Below are 15,525 nucleotides of genomic sequence, written 5' to 3' on the forward strand. Positions count from 1 at the left end.
TCGCCGCGCTCGGCGCGCGGGTGATGACCTCCGTCGCGCGACCACGACGATCCTGCTCGTCGCCGGCCCCGACCTACAGGCGCGCGCGCTGCGCACGCATCCCGCCCGGCTGAAGGCGGAGGCCTATCGCCGCGACGGTGGCGCGATCCGCATCCTGGGCGAAGCCGATCTGGACGCGCTGCTCCACCGGGTCTGACGTCGGGACGTGCCGGGGATCGGGTAAAGCTTCGGACATCGCATGCGGCTGTTTGCCCGGCTCGGCCGTTGGGGGCGCGAACATCAGGAGTTTGACGATGAAGGCCATGACGCTGCGATCGCCCGCGGGGCTCGACACGCTACAGAGCGAAGACCGTGCGGATCCGGGCGTGCCGGGCGCGGGAATGATCCGTGTCGCGCTGCACGGCAGTTCGCTCAACTACCATGATCTGGGCGTCGTCACCGGCCGGATGCCGACCGAGGATGGCCGCATCCCGCTGTCCGACGGCGCCGGCGTGGTCGAGAGCATCGGCGACGGCGTGACCGAATTCGCGGTCGGCGATCAGGTCGTGTCGTGCTTCTTCCCTGACTGGCAGACCGGCACGCCGACGATCGGCGATTTCTCGCGGACGCCCGGCGACGGCATCGACGGCTTCGCCCAGGCGTATGTCGTCCTCCCTGCGACCGCGTTCACGCACACGCCCAAGGGCTATGACGCGGTCGAGGCGGCGACGATCACCACCGCCGGGCTGACCGCGTGGCGTGCGCTCGTCGTCGACGGCAAGCTGAAGGCGGGCGACACCGTGCTGCTCCTCGGCACCGGCGGTGTCTCGATCTGGGCATTGCAGATCGCCAAGGCGATGGGTGCGCGGGTCGCGATCACCTCGTCATCGGATGAGAAGCTCGACCGTGCGCGCGCGCTCGGGGCCGACTTCACGCTCAACTATCGCGACGAGGCCGATTGGGGACGCAACGTCGTCGACTGGACCGGCGGGCGCGGCGTCGATCATGTCGTCGAGGTTGGCGGCCCGGGCACACTGGCGCAGTCGATCACCGCGGTCCGTGTCGGCGGGCACATCTCGCTGATCGGCGTGCTGACGGGCAACAGCGGCGAGGTTCCGACCGCCGCTCTGATGGGCAAGCAGGCACGGCTCCAGGGCCTGATCGTCGGCAGCCGTCAGGAACAGCAGGACTTCGTCCGCGCGATCGACGCGACCGGGATCAAGCCGGTGGTCGACCGCCGCTTCCCGCTCAACCAGCTCGCCGAGGCGTTCGCCCTCCAGCAGAGCGGCGCGCATTTCGGCAAGATCGGCATCGAATGGTAAGCGCAAAGATTGGGTAATTACCCCCGGCGCGGCGGGATCGCTGCCGCGCCGGTCAGCCGCGGCGGACGGTAGTCGAGCGCGGCATGACCTGCGCTCGGATACCGGACCTTGGACGGCCGCCCCTCCCCGCGCATCCGCCGATCCGCCTCGGCCCAGCCGGGCAGATCGGCGGTCTCGCTCGTCCAGTGGGCGATGCTGGCCTCGTCACACCAGTGCATCAACTTCGGCATCGCCTTCAGATGCGACCCATCGACGATATAGCGCTTCATGTCCGCGGCATCGCGCCAGACCGTCATCGTCCAGAAGGTCAGCGCACGGTCGCGCAGGATGGCCCCGGTGAGATACCCGTCGGCACGCCGCACCTGCGCAGTGGTCCTGAGCGCATCGAGCGCGAACAGCGGCACGAACCGCAGCGCGCGCAACCGAAGCCGGGTGATGCTGACAAAGGCCATGCGCGACACCTACGCCTGCCCGCATTGCCCAGCAACTGCGCGATCGGCCCTGCGCGGCGGAGCGATGCGCGTGCTGGTTCGTTCGACCCGCATATCCCCCCTAAACTACACCCAGGACACGAGATTATGAGCGATCCCCGCAGCAGCGCCCCCACGTCCTTTCCGAACGAACCGCAGCAGACGAGCCCCGGTCTCGAGACCGCGATGCGCAACAAGCCCGATCACGGCGAGGACAGCTATGTCGGCAAGGGGCTGCTGAAAGACCGCGTCGCGCTGATCACCGGCGGCGATTCGGGGATCGGTCGCGCGGTCGCGATCGCCTATGCGCGCGAAGGCGCCGACGTCGCGATCTCCTATCTCGCCGAGGAACAGGCCGATGCCGACGAGACCAAGGCCTGGGTCGAGAAGGCCGGACGCCGCTGCATCCTGCTGCCCGGCGACATTCGCGACCGCGATCACTGCGCGGCTTTGGTCGAGCGCACCGTCGCGGATCTCGGCAAGCTCGACATCCTCGTCAACAACGCCGCCGCGCAGACGATGAACGAAACGCTCGACGATATCGACGACGACGAGATGCAGGATGCCTTCTCCGCCAATGTCTTCGCGATGATCCGCCTCGCCAAGGCCGCGGTGCCGCACATGAAGCCGGGCGCCGCGATCGTGAATTCGACCAGCGTGCAGGCGAAGATCGCGACCGAGAACATGATCGTCTATTCGACCACCAAGGGCGCGATCGCGAGCCTGACGATCGGACTGTCCAACCTGCTCGCGCCCAAGGGCATCCGCGTGAACTGCGTCGCGCCCGGCCCCGTCTGGACGCCGATCCAGCCGATCGCCAAGGGCGGCGACGAGCTCGAGACGCTCGGCCAGAACACGCCGCTTGGCCGCGCGGGTCAGCCGGGCGAGCTCGCCCCGGCCTATGTCCTGCTCGCCTCCGACGAGGGCAGCTACATGTCGGGCGCGCTGCTGCCGGTGACGGGCGGCATGCCGATGCTGTGAGCGCCCGCCCCGCGCTGCACTTTGTCGGGTTTCGCGGCGACGAATACAGCGCCGCGCTGCGCATCTTCGGCCCGCCGGATTTCATCCATATCGGATGGGACCGGTGGGCCCGGCAGGAGGTGATGCCGGGCGACATCGCCGTCTTCGCGCGCGGCACCGCCGACGACGAACCCTCTGTCTACAGCGTCCCCGATCTCCGCGAGCGCTGACGCTGCTCCCCCGATTTCTCCAGAACAAAGATTCTTCCATGTCAGACCCCAGCGTCACGACCGACTATTCCGCGCGCGATTCGCGGATCGCGATCAACACCTTCACGACGGTGCTGCGCCGACCGCAGGTCCCGCACGAGGTCTTCGCGACCTATTGGCGCGACGTGCACGGACCGCTCTGCTCGCGCATTCCCGGGCTCGGCTGGTACGTCCAGATGCATCTCGATCGCGCGCAGGATGCGCATCTCTGGCCGGCGATCGACGGGATCGCGTCGTTCGACGACTATGTGCTCGATGGCGGGGTCGAGATCGGCTTTGCCAGCGCCGCGGAGCAGGAGATTTTCAACGCCGCCTGCCCGATCCTGTTCGCCGACGAACAGAACATGTTCGCCGCGACCGTCGCCTATGCACTGCCGCAGGGGTCACGGACGCTGGTCGACCGGATCGCCAACCCGGTGCCCAATGGCGGGGAGAGCATTGATCGGCTTCACGTTCATTTCGGGATCGGCGACACCGATGCCGCCGGGTTTGCGGACTTCATGACGCAGTTCGCCGAGACGCTCGCCGCCGACCCGGCGGTGCTGAAGCTGCGGCTGCATCTGCCCGAGCGCTACGATAATGCGGACCCGGCGCCGCCCGCGCCCGACGTCGCGCACACCGTGCCGCCCGAGCGTGAACAGGTCGCGATCCTCGAATTCGCCTTCGAGACGCCGATGACCCGCCGCTGCTTCTTCGTCTCGGACCGCTTCACGGCCACGATCGACGGGCAGAAGGCGCATATCGGCCATGTCGCGGCGTTCGCGGTCAGCGGGGTCTATACCTATGTCCGCGACGGCGAACTGACCGTCGCAGGCCTGCGCGGCAGCCGCCCTGCGCAGCTGATCGAGCGGCTGGGCGCCGCCAACCAGGTGCAGGACGACGTCCGCAAGCTGCTGCTGACCGGGGCGCTCTGACCGCCGGCCCCCGACGATTGGGCGTCAGTGCGCGAGGAAGACGGGGATCAGGCTGCTGGTCAGCATGGTCCGCGTCACCCCGCCGAACAGCGCCTCGGTAAAGCGCAGATGCCCGAACCCGCCCATCACGACATAGCCATATTGCCCGCTCGCGGCGGCGGCGAGCAGCTGTTTGGGCGCGCCGCCGGGCTGGACCTCGATCCGGCGGATGACGGGGTGGATGTCGTAGCGCGACAGATAGGTGGCGGCGTCCTCGATCGGCGACGCCATCGCCCCGTCGTCGACCGAGAACAGCGTGACCTGGTCGGCGAGCCTGAGCATCGGCACCGCCGCGCGCAGCGCCGCCGCGGCGCAGGGCGACCCGTCCCATGCGACCAGTGCGGTCGCCAGATCGATCCCCCGGGACTCGCCCGGCACCGCAAGCACCGGCTTGCCCGACTTGACGATCAGCTCGCTCGCGGTGCGGCGCATGTCGATCACCGACGGGTTGTCGAGCCGGCGGTTGAGGACGATGACGTCGGCGAGCGCCGCGGCACGGACGATGCACGCCGCCGCCTCCCCGGTCGCATCGACCCAGTCCCACGCGACATCCTCGCGCGCGAACCGAGCCTCTAGCGTCACCTTGTTGGCACGCTCGCGCGTCGTTTCGTCCGCCAGCACCGCCGCCATCGCATAGCCCGCCTCGCTATAGTCGTTGCCCAGGATCGGCGGGATATAGGTCACGTCGAGACAGGTGATATGCCCCGTCAGCGCACGCCCGAGATCGAGCGCGGCCTGGAGCCGGGCCTCCTGGCCCTCGTCGTCATGCGCCAGCACCAATATGTTTTTCATCGGACGCCTTTCGGGTTGGATACAGCGCTATTGCTAGGCTGCCCGGCGCGCACGCGTTATTGCGGTTTATACGGATCCGCCGCGGGGCGCGGGGTCGCTGGCCGCTCGGTGAATTCGCGCTCGACGATCGTGATGCGCGCGACCATCGCGACGAAGAAGGCGGTCGACCAGCCGAGCAGGATCACGCCATTGGCGCCCTCGATCGCGCCGACGATCCGCCACGATTCCCCGAGCAGCACGTCGCCATACCCGATCGTCGTATAGGTCGCGGTCGAGAAATACAGCGCGGTGCCGAAATCGGCGAGTGCGCCCGTCCCGCTGTACAGCAGCGCATAGGCCCAGATCTCGATCCCGTGGACCACGAACAGCGCGGTCGCGGCGCCGATGATCCCGATCACGTCATGCCAGCGCCGCCGCACCCCGGTCCTGCGCCCCTGCCGCCGGATCACCAGCAACAGCCCGGCCAGCCCGGCAAGATGGACCAGGATGGTGGCCAGCACCATGCCCGTCGCCACCGCGAGCTGGACGAAGAGGTTCATCGGCCGAGCCTAGGGCGGCCGCCTGCGGTTTCCCATGCGGGTATCTACCTAGACCAGCCCCGGTGCAGGCGGGATGACCACTGTACGCCGATGGCCGCGCGGCGTAGAACCGGGCGACCGGGGAGACAGCAGATGACGGCACGACGCGATGGCGCACGGCGCTACAATTTGGGCGCGATCGCGTTCCACTGGATCATCGCTGCGCTGGTCTTCATCCAGCTCTATGTCGGCTGGACCTTTGCCGACATGCCGCGTGGCGACCTGCGCGCCGGCTGGTTCGACTGGCACAAGACGCTCGGCTTCACGGTCCTGCTGCTCAGCATCGCCCGGCTGATCTGGCGGATCGCCAATCCGCCGCCGCCCTTCCCTGCTGCACTGCAGACGTGGGAACGCGTGCTCGCCCGCGCCAACCACGCGCTGTTCTACATCATCCTGATCGGCCTGCCCGCGACCGGGTGGATGTATCTGTCGACGGGCAAGCCCGCGCTGACCAGCAGCACCACCTCGCTCATCGGCGGCTTGAGCTGGCCGTTCATCCCCGGCCTGCCGCGCGGCGCGCATGAGGGTTTCGAGGAGGCGCACGGCCTGCTCGTCTGGCTGACCTGCGCGCTGCTCGTCCTGCATGTCGGCGCCGCGCTGAAGCATCAGTTCGTCGACCGTATCGGCAACCGGATGCTGCCGTCGGGCGCGCGGGGCGACGCCTGACCACCGCCCCGCCGCCTCAGCGACGCGGCATCCGTGCCGCGGTTGCCTCGATCTCGACGAGGTAATTGGGGCCTGCGAGCGCTGCGACCTGCACCGTCGACCGCGCGACCGTATTAGGGTTGTCCGCGCTCCCGAAGAACTGCTTGAAGCCGTCGTTCATGCCGGCAAAGTCCATCTTGCCGTCGCCGCGCTTCGGGTCGGCGGTGACGAACACCGTCAGCTTGTAGACATCGGCCATCGTATAGCCATGCTCGGCCAGGATCGCCTTGATCTTCGTGAAGATGCTGACCGTCTGCGTCCTGGTGTCGCCGAACGACTCGACGCCGGTGACCGGTTTCGTCGGATCGATCGGCGCGGCGAGCTGTCCCGACAGCACCAGCGTTTCCGCACCGGCGGGGATCGTCACGCTCTGCAGGATCAGCGACGGCCCCGGCCCCGGATTGGCGTGGCGGACGATCTGCCCGGTTGCCGGCGTCGCAAACATCGCCGCCAAGGCGATGCTCGCCCCCAGACCCGCAAGGGTCAGTCTGCGCGAGACGCGGTTCACGATCGGTCGCACTGGCATGGTCGTCTCTCCCAAAAATTCGGTGGTCCCGCGCGTCAGAACGCGTCGGGCGTGTGAAGCGCCTTGGTCATCGGCACGAACGGAACCGCGATCCCGTCCGCGTCGACGGTGATCCCGGGCTCCGCGACGAAGCCGTGGCTTTCGTAGAAGGGGACCCCCGACAGCGTCGCCATCAGCGCAAGCTTGTCGAACCCCGCCTTCCGCGCGGCCGCCTCGCTCGCCGCCATGATCGCCGATCCCACCCCGCGCCGCGCAAAGCCGGGGGCGGTGAACATCGCGCGGATCCGCGCCGCATCCTGCCCCGGTACCAGCAGCGCGGCGGACCGGTCGGCATAGCGGTCGCCGCCGAACAGCGTGGCGAAGCGGCTCCACCCCCCGCACCCCGCCAGCGCGCCGTCGATCTCCGCGACCAGATAGCTGCCGTCGTCGACCAGATCGGTATCGACCCCGAAGATCGTCCGGATCGCACTCGCCAGCGCGTCGGGCGCGTAGAAGCCCTGCCCCAAAGTTGCCGCCGACGTCGCGATCAGCTGCTCCAGCGCGGGGACATCCTCCCGCCGTGCCGCCCGGATCGTCACCCCGCCCGTCGTCGTGCCGCTCATTATCATGCCGATCACGCCGCCACCCGGTCCGGCCGCGCACCCAGATCGGCACGCTGAAGCCCCGCGATCGCGGCGATCGCGTGATGCGCGGACTGGACCGCGCCCTCCTGCCATCCCGGCGTCTGGCTCAGCGCGGCGCTGGCAAAGACGGTGCGGCCCGCGGGCTGGCACAACAGACGATAGCCTTCGGTATCGATATCACCCTCCTGATGTCCCGCCATCCCGACGAACCAGTTCGGCCATGGCCCCAGGCTGTACGGGACCTTGTTCCAGTTGACCGCGACGCCGTTGACCAGATCTTTGCCATGCCCCGGGTGCAGCCGCTCGACCGCCGCGCGCGCACGCTCGACCTGGTCGGCGATCGGCAGCTTCGCAAAGCCTTCCGCCCGCTCCCCCGAGGTATAGCAGGCCAGCAGCATCCCGCGCGGACTGAACAGCCCGGCACTCGGATACCAGATCAGCGACGTCTCGCCGCCGACGAACGAGATGCCGCCATAGATCTGGTCCTGTTCCCAGAAGCGCGGCGAATCGAACGCGACCTTGTTCGAATGGTCGTACACCACGCCCGCAATCGCCTGCGCGACGGGCTTGGCGAAGTCGCAGTCGACCTTGGCGAGCACCGGAAAGGGAATCGTGCAGACCGAGAAATCGGCGCGCGCGATCCGGCCCGCGCCCGTCTTGGTATCGCGCCAGGCGATCTCGACGCCATCGGGGCGGTTGCGGATCCGCGTCACGTCCGCGCCGCGCACCACCTTGCGCCTCAGCGCGCGCTCGAACCCCGCCGGGATCCGGTCCATCCCGCCGACCGGCTGGAACATCGTCGCCTGCATATAGACATTGTCCTCGAACAGCATCGCCGGCAGCTGTTCGTTGGCGAGCAGCCGGTCGAGCGGCATCGGCGCGGGCGGTCGCGCGAAGACGCCGACGCCTGCATCGGGAAACGCCTGGAACCCCGATCGCAACGTCCCTGCGAAATGCCCCGTCGCGTCGAGATCGCCATAGGTCTTGAGAAACGGCAGCAACGCCTGCTTGTCCGCCGCGCTCAGGCTCTGGTCGAGCGCGCCCTGATTGACCGCCTTCATCAGCAGTTCGGCGACATGCCCGCGCGTGTCGTTGATCGCGGTGCGCATCCGCACCTTGTCGCCCTTCTGCCCCATCAGGAACGCGCTGCGGCTCGAATTGATCTCGACCTCGAGCGGGACGCCGAGCTTGCCGCAATAGCCGAGGATGCGGTGGTGGAAGCTCGGCAGCCGCGCCGGCCCGGCATTGAAATAGGCGCCGTCGGAAAAGCGCGCGACCTGGTCCGCCTCGCCGTCCATCACGATCCGGTCGCCGTCGCGCACCGTCCAGTTGCGCCCGCCGACCCGGTCGCGCGCCTCGAGCACGGTGACGTCGAACCCCGCCTGCTGCAGTTCATAGGCGGCGACCAGCCCGGCGATGCCAGCCCCCAGCACGATCACCGACCGCCCCTTGCCAAAGCCCGCGGGCAGATCGGGCATCGGCGCCGCCGCCGCGACATTACCCGCGATCCCCAGCGCCTCCATCGCCCCGAAGGTCGCGGCCGCGCCGCCCGCCATGCCGATATGCTGTAGGATCGATCGCCGCGTGATCATCTGTGAGTCCGCCCCGTTTGCGCGGCCTCGACCGCGCGTCCCCTGGAAAGTCGCTCACCTTCGCGTCGTCCGTCCTGTTGGCTCGGATCCGCGGCACACTCCCCCGGCGACCGGCGCGTTGCCCGCACCAGCTCGTTATCGTTCGTCCCTGCGTTTTGTTATGACCCCATGACACTCCAATTGAATCGATCGCGCAAGCAGTTTTTTGTCCTGTTTCGCGCGCGTCCCAGTGCTATTGTTACGCGCAAGGAGATTGCGGTATTCCAATCCATCGCTCCGCCGCCGTGCGGTGCCGGTTAATCCATCATGCACGGCGCAGGCCGGGGCGATCGGCCGAGCCCGCGGCAACCCGCACCCGCCATCCCGCGTTAAGCCCGCGCACATGATCAAGGTCGCCAGCTATAATATCCACAAGGGCATCGGTCTCGACCGCCGCCGGAACCCCGAACGCGTGGTCGAGGTGCTGCGCGAGATCGACGCCGACGTCATCGCGCTGCAGGAGGCGGATCGCCGGTTCGGCACGCGCGCCTGCGTGCTGCCCTATCACCTGCTCGAGGAGCATAGCGACTGGAAGCCGATCCCCGTCAGCCTCAGCGCGCTCAGCATGGGGTGGCACGGCAATGTCGTGCTGGTGCGCAAGTCCGCGGTGATCGTCGACAGCGAGGCGATCCACCTCCCCTCGCTCGAGCCGCGCGGCGCAGTGATGGCCGACGTGCGGACCACGGGCGGGATGATCCGCGTCGTCGGCATGCATCTCGACCTGTCGGGGCTGTGGCGACGGCGTCAGGCCGCAGCCGTGCTCGCGCATGTCGACGCCTGCGCGACCCGCCACCCCACCGTGCTGATGGGCGACCTCAACGAATGGAGCGCGGGCTCGGGCTGCCTGCGCGACTTCGGCCGCGACTTCGCGTTCGCCGATACCGGCGCGAGCTTCCATTCGCGCCGCGCGATCGCCCGGCTCGACCGGATCATGGCGTCGCGCGACCTGCGCATCGCTAGCTGCGGCGTGCACAGCAGCGCCGCCGCGCGCAAGGCGTCGGATCATCTGCCGATCTGGGCGACGCTGGAACCCGCATGACGCGGACCGTTCCCGTCAGCTCTTATCGCTGCCCGGTCGGGGGCTGAGCAGGTGCGCGAGAAGGAACTGCGCCTCGCCCTGGTCTGCTATGGCGGGATCAGCCTGGCCGTCTACATGCACGGCATCACCAAGGAGATCTGGCATCTCGTCCGCGCCAGCCACGGCCATCATGCCGGTGGTGACCGCGGGACCGGCAGCCAGGCGGTCTACCGCGACCTGCTCGACGAGATCGAGGCGCAGGGGGCGCTCAAGGTCCGCGTGCTCGCCGACATCATCGCCGGCGCCAGCGCGGGCGGGATCAACGGCATCTTCCTCGCCCAGGCGATCGCGACCGGGCAGAGCCTCGATCCGCTCACCGATCTCTGGCTGAGCTCGGCCGATGTCGAGGCGCTGATCGATCCCCATGCCGCGCCGCATTCGCGCTTCTCGAAGGCCTGGGCGCTGCCGCTCGCCTGGATGGCGGCGGGGCGCAGCGCGGACAAGGTCCAGACGCTCGACGACACGACGCGCGAGGAGGTGAAGGCCAAGCTGTCGCATTTCGTCCGCTCGCGCTGGTTCGAGCCCCCGTTCGGCGGTGCGACCTTTACCGGGCTGCTGCTCGACGCGTTCGACGCGATGGCCGCCAGCGAGCGCGGGCCGCGGCTGTTGCCGCCGGGCCAGCCGCTCGACCTGTTCGTGACGGTGACCGATTTCACCGGCCATCCCGAACGTCTCAAACTCAATTCGCCGCCCGAGGTGGTCGAGACCGAGCACCGCGTCGTCGTCGACTTTTCCGATCACGGCACGCCGACCGACAGCCTGGCGGGCATCCCCGAACTCGCCTTTGCCGCACGCGCGACGTCGAGCTTTCCGGGTGCGTTCCCGCCGTTCATGGTCGCCGAGCTCGATGGCGTGCTCGCCGATCGCAAGACGTCCTGGGCGTCGCGCGATGCCTTCCTCAGGCGTATCCTGCCCCGCCAGTCGGCGACCAATGGCGCGGATCAGGTCGTGCTGATCGACGGGTCGGTGCTCGCCAACGCACCGTTCCGCCCCGCGATCGACGCGCTGAAGGAACGCCCCGCGCGTCGCCAGATCGACCGCCGCTTCGTCTATATCGATCCGTCGCCGGGGATGAAGTTCCGCCTCCCGCCACAGAATGGCACGCCCGGCTTCTTCCAGACGATCATCGGCGCGATCAGCGAATTGCCCCGCCAGCAGCCGATCCGCGACAATCTCGACGCGATCGCCGCGCGCTCGGCGCAGATCGACCGAATGCGCGCGATCATCGATGCGATCCGCCCCGATGTCGAGGGGGAGGTCGAACAGCTATTCGGGCACACGCTGTTCCTCAACAGCCCGACCGCGGCGCGGCTCGCCAACTGGCGCGCGCGTGCGCAGAAGGCCGCGGCGGCCAGCGCAGGCTATGGCTATGCCGCCTATGGCCATCTGAAGGTCGCAGGCGTGGTCGAGACGCTGACCTCGCTGCTGTTCCATGCCGGCGGCGAACCCGGGCCGCAGCGCTGGGACCGGATCCGCGCGGCGATCGCGACCGCAGTGACGGCGAGCGGCGCCGAGGAGATCGGCGCGGCGCATGGCGGCGGCGCGAGCCCTGCGACGATCGCGTTCCTGCGACGCTTCGATCTCGGCTTCCGGATCCGCCGATTGCGCCTGATGGCACGCCGCCTGACGGTGCTCGAGGCCGAGGTCGAGGAGGTCGCGCTCGCGCCGATCCGCGACGCGATCTATGCGTCGCTGTCGGACTATCTCGAATGCCAGCGGACCGATGCGCATGCCGCGCTGCGCCGCGCGGTCCGCACGCTGCGCGACGACGCGATGCCGCTGCTCGACGCTCTGGCCGCCTCGCTCGACCTCAACCGCCGCGACGCCGAGACCGATGTGCGGCTCGCGGAGGCGTTCGTCGCGCTCGACCGGCCGGTGCGCCGCTCGATGCTGCTCGCCTATCTCGGCTTCCCCTATTTCGACACCGCGACGCTGCCGCTGTTGCAGGGCGAGGGGCTCGACGAATTCGATCCCATCAAGGTCGACCGGATCGCCCCCGACGACGCGGTCGCGATTCGCTCGGGCGGGGCGGAGGCGACGCTGAAGGGGATCCAGTTCAACAGCTTCGGTGCGTTCTTCAGCCGCGCCTACCGGGAGAACGACTATCTCTGGGGCCGGCTGCACGGTGCCGAACGGATGATCGACATCACCGTCTCGACGTTGCCCCCGTCGGTGCGGATGAAGCCGGGGCGCGTCGCCGCGATCAAGCGCGCCGCGTTCCTCGCCATCCTCGACGAGGAGGAGGAACGGCTGACCGCGGTGCCCGGCCTGTTCGCGGATCTGCGCCGCGAGATCGGCTGAAACGCACCGTCCGTGACCGCCGGCCCGGTCCGGAACGGGGTTAAGTTGGCGCAAGGCTGGCCAAAAGCGGACGGCGGCTTTACCCCCGGGCGGATGCAAGGGGATAAGTCATGCAGTTCCTGAAGATCCTATTCTGGTGCCTGCTGGCGTTCATCGCCGCAGTCTTCACCATCGCCAACTGGGCGACCGTGCCGATCCGGCTCTGGGGCGGCCTGATCGCCGACGTGAATCTGCCGATGCTGTTGCTGGTCACGTTCCTGATCGGGTTCCTGCCGACCTTGCTCTACAATCTCGCGATGCGCTGGCGCCTGCGTCAGCGGCTCGCGACCGCGGAGCGGACGATCCTCGATCTGCGCGCCGCGCAGGCCGTGCCGCCGGTGGCCTATCCGACACCGTCCTACCCGACCCCGTCCTATTCCGAGGAACCGGCCATCGCGCCGACCATCCCGCCCGCCGCCGCGCCGACCGCGGTCCCGCCGGGAGTCGCATGATGAGCAGCCCGATCTATGTCGCGATCGACACCCCCGATCTGGCCCGCGCCAAGGCGATCGCCGGTCGCGTCCGCCACCATGTCGGCGGGATCAAGCTCGGCCTCGAATTCTTCTGCGCGCACGGCCAGCCCGGCGTGCATGCGATGGCCGAGTTCGAGCTGCCGATCTTCCTCGATCTCAAGCTGCACGACATTCCCAATACCGTCGCCAAGGCGGTGCAGGCGCTCGGCGGGCTCGCCCCGGCGATCCTGACCGTTCATGCCAGCGGCGGCCGCGCGATGCTCGAGGATGCGAAGGCCGCCGCGCCGGTAGGAACCAAGGTCATCGCGGTGACGATGCTCACCAGCCTCGATGCGTCCGATCTCACCGCCACCGGGATCACCGGCAGCGCGCACGACCATGTCGCACGGCTGACCGAACTGGCGCGCGACTCCGGGGTCGACGGCATCGTCTGCTCGGGCGCCGAAGTCGCCGCGGCCAAGGCGATCTGGCCCAAGGGGTTCTTCGTCGTGCCCGGTGTCCGCCTGCCCGACGGCCATGTCGGCGACCAGAAGCGCGTCGTCACCCCGCGCGCGGCACTCGACGCCGGCGCCTCGATCCTCGTGGTCGGTCGCCCGATCACCCAGGCAGAAGACCCCGACACCGCCGCCCGCGCGATCGCCGCGACGCTCTGACCCTCACCGTCCACCGTCATCCCGACGATCTACCCCCGTCATCCTGACAGAGAATGTGGGAATTCACAGGCCGCCGGGATCTAAGGAACACCATGACTACCGCCAAGATCTGCGGCCTCTCGACCCCCGCGACGCTCGACGCCGCGATTCGGCACGGGGCGAGCCATGTCGGCTTCGTCTTCTTCCCCGCCTCGCCGCGCCACGTGACCTTCGACAGGGCCGCTGAACTCGCCGCGCGCGTGCCCGGCCATGTCGCCAAGGTCGGCGTGTTCGTCGATCCCGAGGACGAGATGCTCGAACAGGCGATCGCATCCGCGGCGCTCGACGTGCTGCAGCTCCACAAGGTCACGCCCGCACGCGCCGCCGCGATCCGCGCGCGGTTCGGGATCGAGCTATGGGTCGCCGTCGCAGTGCGCACGCGCGGCGATCTCGACGGCGCGCACGCGTTCGTCGGTGTCGCGGATCGCATCCTCTACGACGCCAAGACGCCCGATTCGGCCGCGCTGCCGGGCGGGATGGGGTTGCGCTTCGACTGGGACCTGCTCGACGGGTTCCGGCATCCGCTGCGCTGGGCGCTGTCGGGCGGGCTCGACCCGGCGAATGTCGCCGAGGCGATCCGGCGGACCGGCGCCGAGCTGGTCGACGTGTCGTCAGGGGTGGAGAGCGAACCCGGCACGAAGGACGAAGCGAGGATCGCGGCTTTCCTGAAGGCGGTCGCAACCTGAACTGTTCACCCGCGAAGGCGGGTGCCAGACTGGGTCCCCGCCTTCGCGGGGATACAGGGGCTTGGCGCATTGTACCGAGGTGCTAAAGCGCTCCGCATGAACGCTACCCCTGCTCCCAATTCCTACCGCGCCCAGCCCGACGAACGCGGCCATTTCGGCGATTTCGGCGGCCGTTACGTCGCCGAGACGCTGATGCCGCTCGTCCTCGAACTCGACGAGGCGTATCGCGCCGCCAAGGCCGACCCTGCGTTCAAGGCGCAGTTCGACGACCTGCTCGAACATTATGTTGGCCGCCCGAGCCCGCTCTACTACGCCGAACGCCTGACCGAGGCGCTGCGTGAATCCGCCGAGCCTGGCCCCAACGGCGAAAAGATGGGTGCGCAGATCTGGTTCAAGCGCGACGAGCTCAACCACACCGGCGCGCACAAGATCAACAACTGCATCGGCCAGATCCTGCTTGCGATCCGGATGGGCAAGACGCGGATCATCGCCGAGACGGGCGCGGGCCAGCACGGCGTCGCGACCGCGACCGTCTGCGCGCGCTTCGGCCTCCCTTGCGTGATCTACATGGGCGCCAAGGACGTCGAGCGTCAGGCGCCCAACGTGTTCCGCATGAAGCTGCTCGGCGCCGAGGTCCGCCCCGTGACCAGCGGCGCACACACGCTGAAGGACGCGATGAACGAGGGGATGCGCGACTGGGTCGCCAACGTCCACGACACCTTCTACATCATCGGCACCGCGGCCGGCCCGCACCCCTATCCCGAGATGGTCCGCGATTTTCAGAGCGTGATCGGCACCGAGGCGCGCGCGCAGATGCTCGACCGCGTCGGCCGCCTGCCCGACCTGCTCGTCGCCGCGATCGGTGGCGGATCGAACGCGATCGGGCTGTTCCACCCGTTCCTCGACGATGCCGATGTCGCGATGCTCGGCGTCGAGGCGGCGGGCCACGGGCTCGACAAGCAGCATGCGGCGAGCCTCGCGGGCGGCTTCCCCGGCGTGCTCCACGGCAACAAGACCTATCTGCTGCAGGACGAGGACGGCCAGATCACCGAGGCGCATTCGATCTCGGCGGGGCTCGACTATCCCGGCATCGGCCCCGAGCATGCCTGGCTGCGCGACGTCGGCCGCGTCGACTATGACAGCGCGACCGACCAGGAGGCGCTCGACGCGTTCCAGCTGCTCTGCCGGACCGAGGGCATCATCCCCGCGCTCGAACCGAGCCACGCGATCGCGACCGTGACCAAGAAGGCGCGCACGATGCGGCAGGACCAGATCATCCTCGCCAATCTGTGCGGCCGCGGCGACAAGGACATCTTCACCGTCGCCGAAGCGCTCGGGGTGGCGATTTGAGCCGCCTCGCCGCCACCTTCGCGCGCACCGCGGCCGAGAACCGCGCCGCGCTCGTCGCGTTCGTCACCGCGGGCGATCCCTCGACCGCCGCGACGCCG

At 68.8% G+C, this 15,525-nt stretch carries 18 protein-coding genes and 1 pseudogene; 13 read left to right on the forward strand and 6 right to left on the reverse strand.

The features are described from left to right. On the forward strand, nucleotides 1-196 hold a 196-nt coding region (locus NI18_RS25005), incomplete at its 5' end, for a hypothetical protein (protein ID WP_037529037.1). A gap of 97 nt (nucleotides 197-293) precedes the next feature. Next, a complete protein-coding gene (locus tag NI18_RS07070) occupies nucleotides 294-1,301 on the forward strand; it encodes an NAD(P)-dependent alcohol dehydrogenase (protein ID WP_037529039.1) in 1,008 nt (335 codons plus the stop codon). Nucleotides 1,302-1,318: 17 nt separating this feature from the next. Here NI18_RS07070 and NI18_RS07075 read toward each other — a convergent pair whose 3' ends face one another. After that, the gene (locus NI18_RS07075; RefSeq protein WP_037529063.1) at nucleotides 1,319-1,753 is read right to left on the reverse strand and encodes a DUF3291 domain-containing protein; all 435 of its coding nucleotides are present in this window, start codon (nucleotides 1,751-1,753) and stop codon (nucleotides 1,319-1,321) included. A 126-nt stretch (nucleotides 1,754-1,879) separates the two neighbouring features. On the opposite strand from NI18_RS07075, the gene NI18_RS07080 reads away from it, so the two are divergent. The 3 genes from NI18_RS07080 to NI18_RS07090 are packed head-to-tail and all read left to right on the forward strand — an operon-like array spanning nucleotide 1,880 to nucleotide 3,914. Then, on the forward strand, nucleotides 1,880-2,752 hold the full coding sequence (locus tag NI18_RS07080) for an SDR family oxidoreductase (RefSeq protein WP_037529041.1): 873 nt from the start codon (nucleotides 1,880-1,882) through the stop codon (nucleotides 2,750-2,752). Continuing rightward, complete coding sequence (locus tag NI18_RS07085) at nucleotides 2,749-2,961, forward strand: hypothetical protein (RefSeq protein WP_037529043.1); 213 nt, start codon at nucleotides 2,749-2,751, stop codon at nucleotides 2,959-2,961. Before NI18_RS07080 ends, NI18_RS07085 begins: the two co-directional genes overlap by 4 nt. Before the next feature lie 38 nt (nucleotides 2,962-2,999). After that, complete coding sequence (locus NI18_RS07090) at nucleotides 3,000-3,914, forward strand: hypothetical protein (RefSeq protein WP_037529045.1); 915 nt, start codon at nucleotides 3,000-3,002, stop codon at nucleotides 3,912-3,914. Between the two features lie 24 nt (nucleotides 3,915-3,938). Here the strand turns inward: NI18_RS07090 and NI18_RS07095 are convergent, their stop codons facing one another. Together NI18_RS07095 and NI18_RS07100 are read right to left on the reverse strand one after the other, a co-directional pair. Continuing rightward, the gene (locus NI18_RS07095; protein ID WP_037529047.1) at nucleotides 3,939-4,745 is read right to left on the reverse strand and encodes a universal stress protein; all 807 of its coding nucleotides are present in this window, start codon (nucleotides 4,743-4,745) and stop codon (nucleotides 3,939-3,941) included. A gap of 56 nt (nucleotides 4,746-4,801) precedes the next feature. After that, on the reverse strand, nucleotides 4,802-5,284 hold the full coding sequence (locus NI18_RS07100) for a potassium channel family protein (RefSeq protein ID WP_052149048.1): 483 nt from the start codon (nucleotides 5,282-5,284) through the stop codon (nucleotides 4,802-4,804). 132 nt (nucleotides 5,285-5,416) lie between these two features. Between NI18_RS07100 and NI18_RS07105 the strand changes: the two genes are divergently transcribed. Then, nucleotides 5,417-5,989 carry a cytochrome b/b6 domain-containing protein gene (locus NI18_RS07105; protein ID WP_037529049.1) on the forward strand — a complete coding sequence of 191 codons (573 nt, stop codon included), beginning with the start codon at nucleotides 5,417-5,419 and terminating at the stop codon, nucleotides 5,987-5,989. 16 nt (nucleotides 5,990-6,005) lie between these two features. Here the strand turns inward: NI18_RS07105 and NI18_RS07110 are convergent, their stop codons facing one another. From NI18_RS07110 to NI18_RS07120, 3 genes are read right to left on the reverse strand one after another with little or no spacing between them, the layout of a single operon-like run. After that, nucleotides 6,006-6,554 (reverse strand): RidA family protein, encoded by a 549-nt coding sequence (locus NI18_RS07110; RefSeq protein ID WP_037529051.1) that lies wholly within the window; start codon nucleotides 6,552-6,554, stop codon nucleotides 6,006-6,008. 35 nt (nucleotides 6,555-6,589) lie between these two features. After that, nucleotides 6,590-7,162, reverse strand: coding sequence for a GNAT family N-acetyltransferase (locus tag NI18_RS07115; RefSeq protein WP_249403177.1), 573 nt, complete (start codon nucleotides 7,160-7,162; stop codon nucleotides 6,590-6,592). A gap of 5 nt (nucleotides 7,163-7,167) precedes the next feature. Beyond that, entirely contained in the window at nucleotides 7,168-8,769 is a 1,602-nt protein-coding gene (locus NI18_RS07120) for a flavin monoamine oxidase family protein (RefSeq protein ID WP_037529053.1), read from the reverse strand. Between the two features lie 382 nt (nucleotides 8,770-9,151). Here NI18_RS07120 and NI18_RS07125 point away from each other — a divergent pair, with 382 nt between their 5' ends. From NI18_RS07125 to trpA, 7 genes and pseudogenes are all read left to right on the forward strand, one after another. Further along, complete coding sequence (locus NI18_RS07125; RefSeq protein ID WP_031441229.1) at nucleotides 9,152-9,847, forward strand: endonuclease/exonuclease/phosphatase family protein; 696 nt, start codon at nucleotides 9,152-9,154, stop codon at nucleotides 9,845-9,847. 51 nt (nucleotides 9,848-9,898) lie between these two features. Continuing rightward, nucleotides 9,899-12,187 (forward strand): patatin-like protein, encoded by a 2,289-nt coding sequence (locus tag NI18_RS07130; RefSeq protein ID WP_037529055.1) that lies wholly within the window; start codon nucleotides 9,899-9,901, stop codon nucleotides 12,185-12,187. 110 nt (nucleotides 12,188-12,297) lie between these two features. Continuing rightward, complete coding sequence (locus tag NI18_RS07135) at nucleotides 12,298-12,678, forward strand: LapA family protein (RefSeq protein ID WP_037529057.1); 381 nt, start codon at nucleotides 12,298-12,300, stop codon at nucleotides 12,676-12,678. Further along, nucleotides 12,678-13,352, forward strand: coding sequence for an orotidine-5'-phosphate decarboxylase (pyrF, locus tag NI18_RS07140; protein WP_031441226.1), 675 nt, complete (start codon nucleotides 12,678-12,680; stop codon nucleotides 13,350-13,352). Before NI18_RS07135 ends, pyrF begins: the two co-directional genes overlap by 1 nt. Before the next feature lie 92 nt (nucleotides 13,353-13,444). Continuing rightward, the gene (locus NI18_RS07145; RefSeq protein ID WP_037529059.1) at nucleotides 13,445-14,077 is read left to right on the forward strand and encodes a phosphoribosylanthranilate isomerase; all 633 of its coding nucleotides are present in this window, start codon (nucleotides 13,445-13,447) and stop codon (nucleotides 14,075-14,077) included. Nucleotides 14,078-14,173: 96 nt separating this feature from the next. Next, entirely contained in the window at nucleotides 14,174-15,427 is a 1,254-nt protein-coding gene (gene trpB, locus NI18_RS07150; protein ID WP_037529061.1) for a tryptophan synthase subunit beta, read from the forward strand. Further along, nucleotides 15,424-15,525 (forward strand): annotated as a pseudogene (gene trpA / locus NI18_RS24195) (tryptophan synthase subunit alpha); the annotation flags it as partial. The gene trpB and the pseudogene trpA, both read left to right, overlap by 4 nt.

The organism is Sphingomonas sp. Ant20, assembly GCF_000783375.1.
In the GTDB taxonomy this organism is placed as follows: domain Bacteria; phylum Pseudomonadota; class Alphaproteobacteria; order Sphingomonadales; family Sphingomonadaceae; genus Sphingomonas; species Sphingomonas aerolata.

Bases quoted from the DNA above. Each gene is read 5' to 3' on its own strand.
- NI18_RS07105 (WP_037529049.1), top strand. From the start codon at position 5,417: ATGACGGCACGACGCGATGGCGCACGGCGCTACAATTTGGGCGCGATC.
- NI18_RS07070 (WP_037529039.1), top strand. From the start codon at position 294: ATGAAGGCCATGACGCTGCGATCGCCCGCGGGGCTCGACACGCTACAG.
- NI18_RS07110 (WP_037529051.1), bottom strand. From the start codon at position 6,554: ATGCCAGTGCGACCGATCGTGAACCGCGTCTCGCGCAGACTGACCCTT.
- NI18_RS07145 (WP_037529059.1), top strand. From the start codon at position 13,445: ATGACTACCGCCAAGATCTGCGGCCTCTCGACCCCCGCGACGCTCGAC.
- NI18_RS07135 (WP_037529057.1), top strand. From the start codon at position 12,298: ATGCAGTTCCTGAAGATCCTATTCTGGTGCCTGCTGGCGTTCATCGCC.
- pyrF (WP_031441226.1), top strand. From the start codon at position 12,678: ATGAGCAGCCCGATCTATGTCGCGATCGACACCCCCGATCTGGCCCGC.
- NI18_RS07095 (WP_037529047.1), bottom strand. From the start codon at position 4,745: ATGAAAAACATATTGGTGCTGGCGCATGACGACGAGGGCCAGGAGGCC.
- NI18_RS07090 (WP_037529045.1), top strand. From the start codon at position 3,000: ATGTCAGACCCCAGCGTCACGACCGACTATTCCGCGCGCGATTCGCGG.
- trpB (WP_037529061.1), top strand. From the start codon at position 14,174: ATGAACGCTACCCCTGCTCCCAATTCCTACCGCGCCCAGCCCGACGAA.
- NI18_RS07075 (WP_037529063.1), bottom strand. From the start codon at position 1,753: ATGGCCTTTGTCAGCATCACCCGGCTTCGGTTGCGCGCGCTGCGGTTC.
- NI18_RS07080 (WP_037529041.1), top strand. From the start codon at position 1,880: ATGAGCGATCCCCGCAGCAGCGCCCCCACGTCCTTTCCGAACGAACCG.
- NI18_RS07120 (WP_037529053.1), bottom strand. From the start codon at position 8,769: ATGATCACGCGGCGATCGATCCTACAGCATATCGGCATGGCGGGCGGC.
- NI18_RS07125 (WP_031441229.1), top strand. From the start codon at position 9,152: ATGATCAAGGTCGCCAGCTATAATATCCACAAGGGCATCGGTCTCGAC.
- NI18_RS07100 (WP_052149048.1), bottom strand. From the start codon at position 5,284: ATGAACCTCTTCGTCCAGCTCGCGGTGGCGACGGGCATGGTGCTGGCC.
- NI18_RS07115 (WP_249403177.1), bottom strand. From the start codon at position 7,162: ATGATAATGAGCGGCACGACGACGGGCGGGGTGACGATCCGGGCGGCA.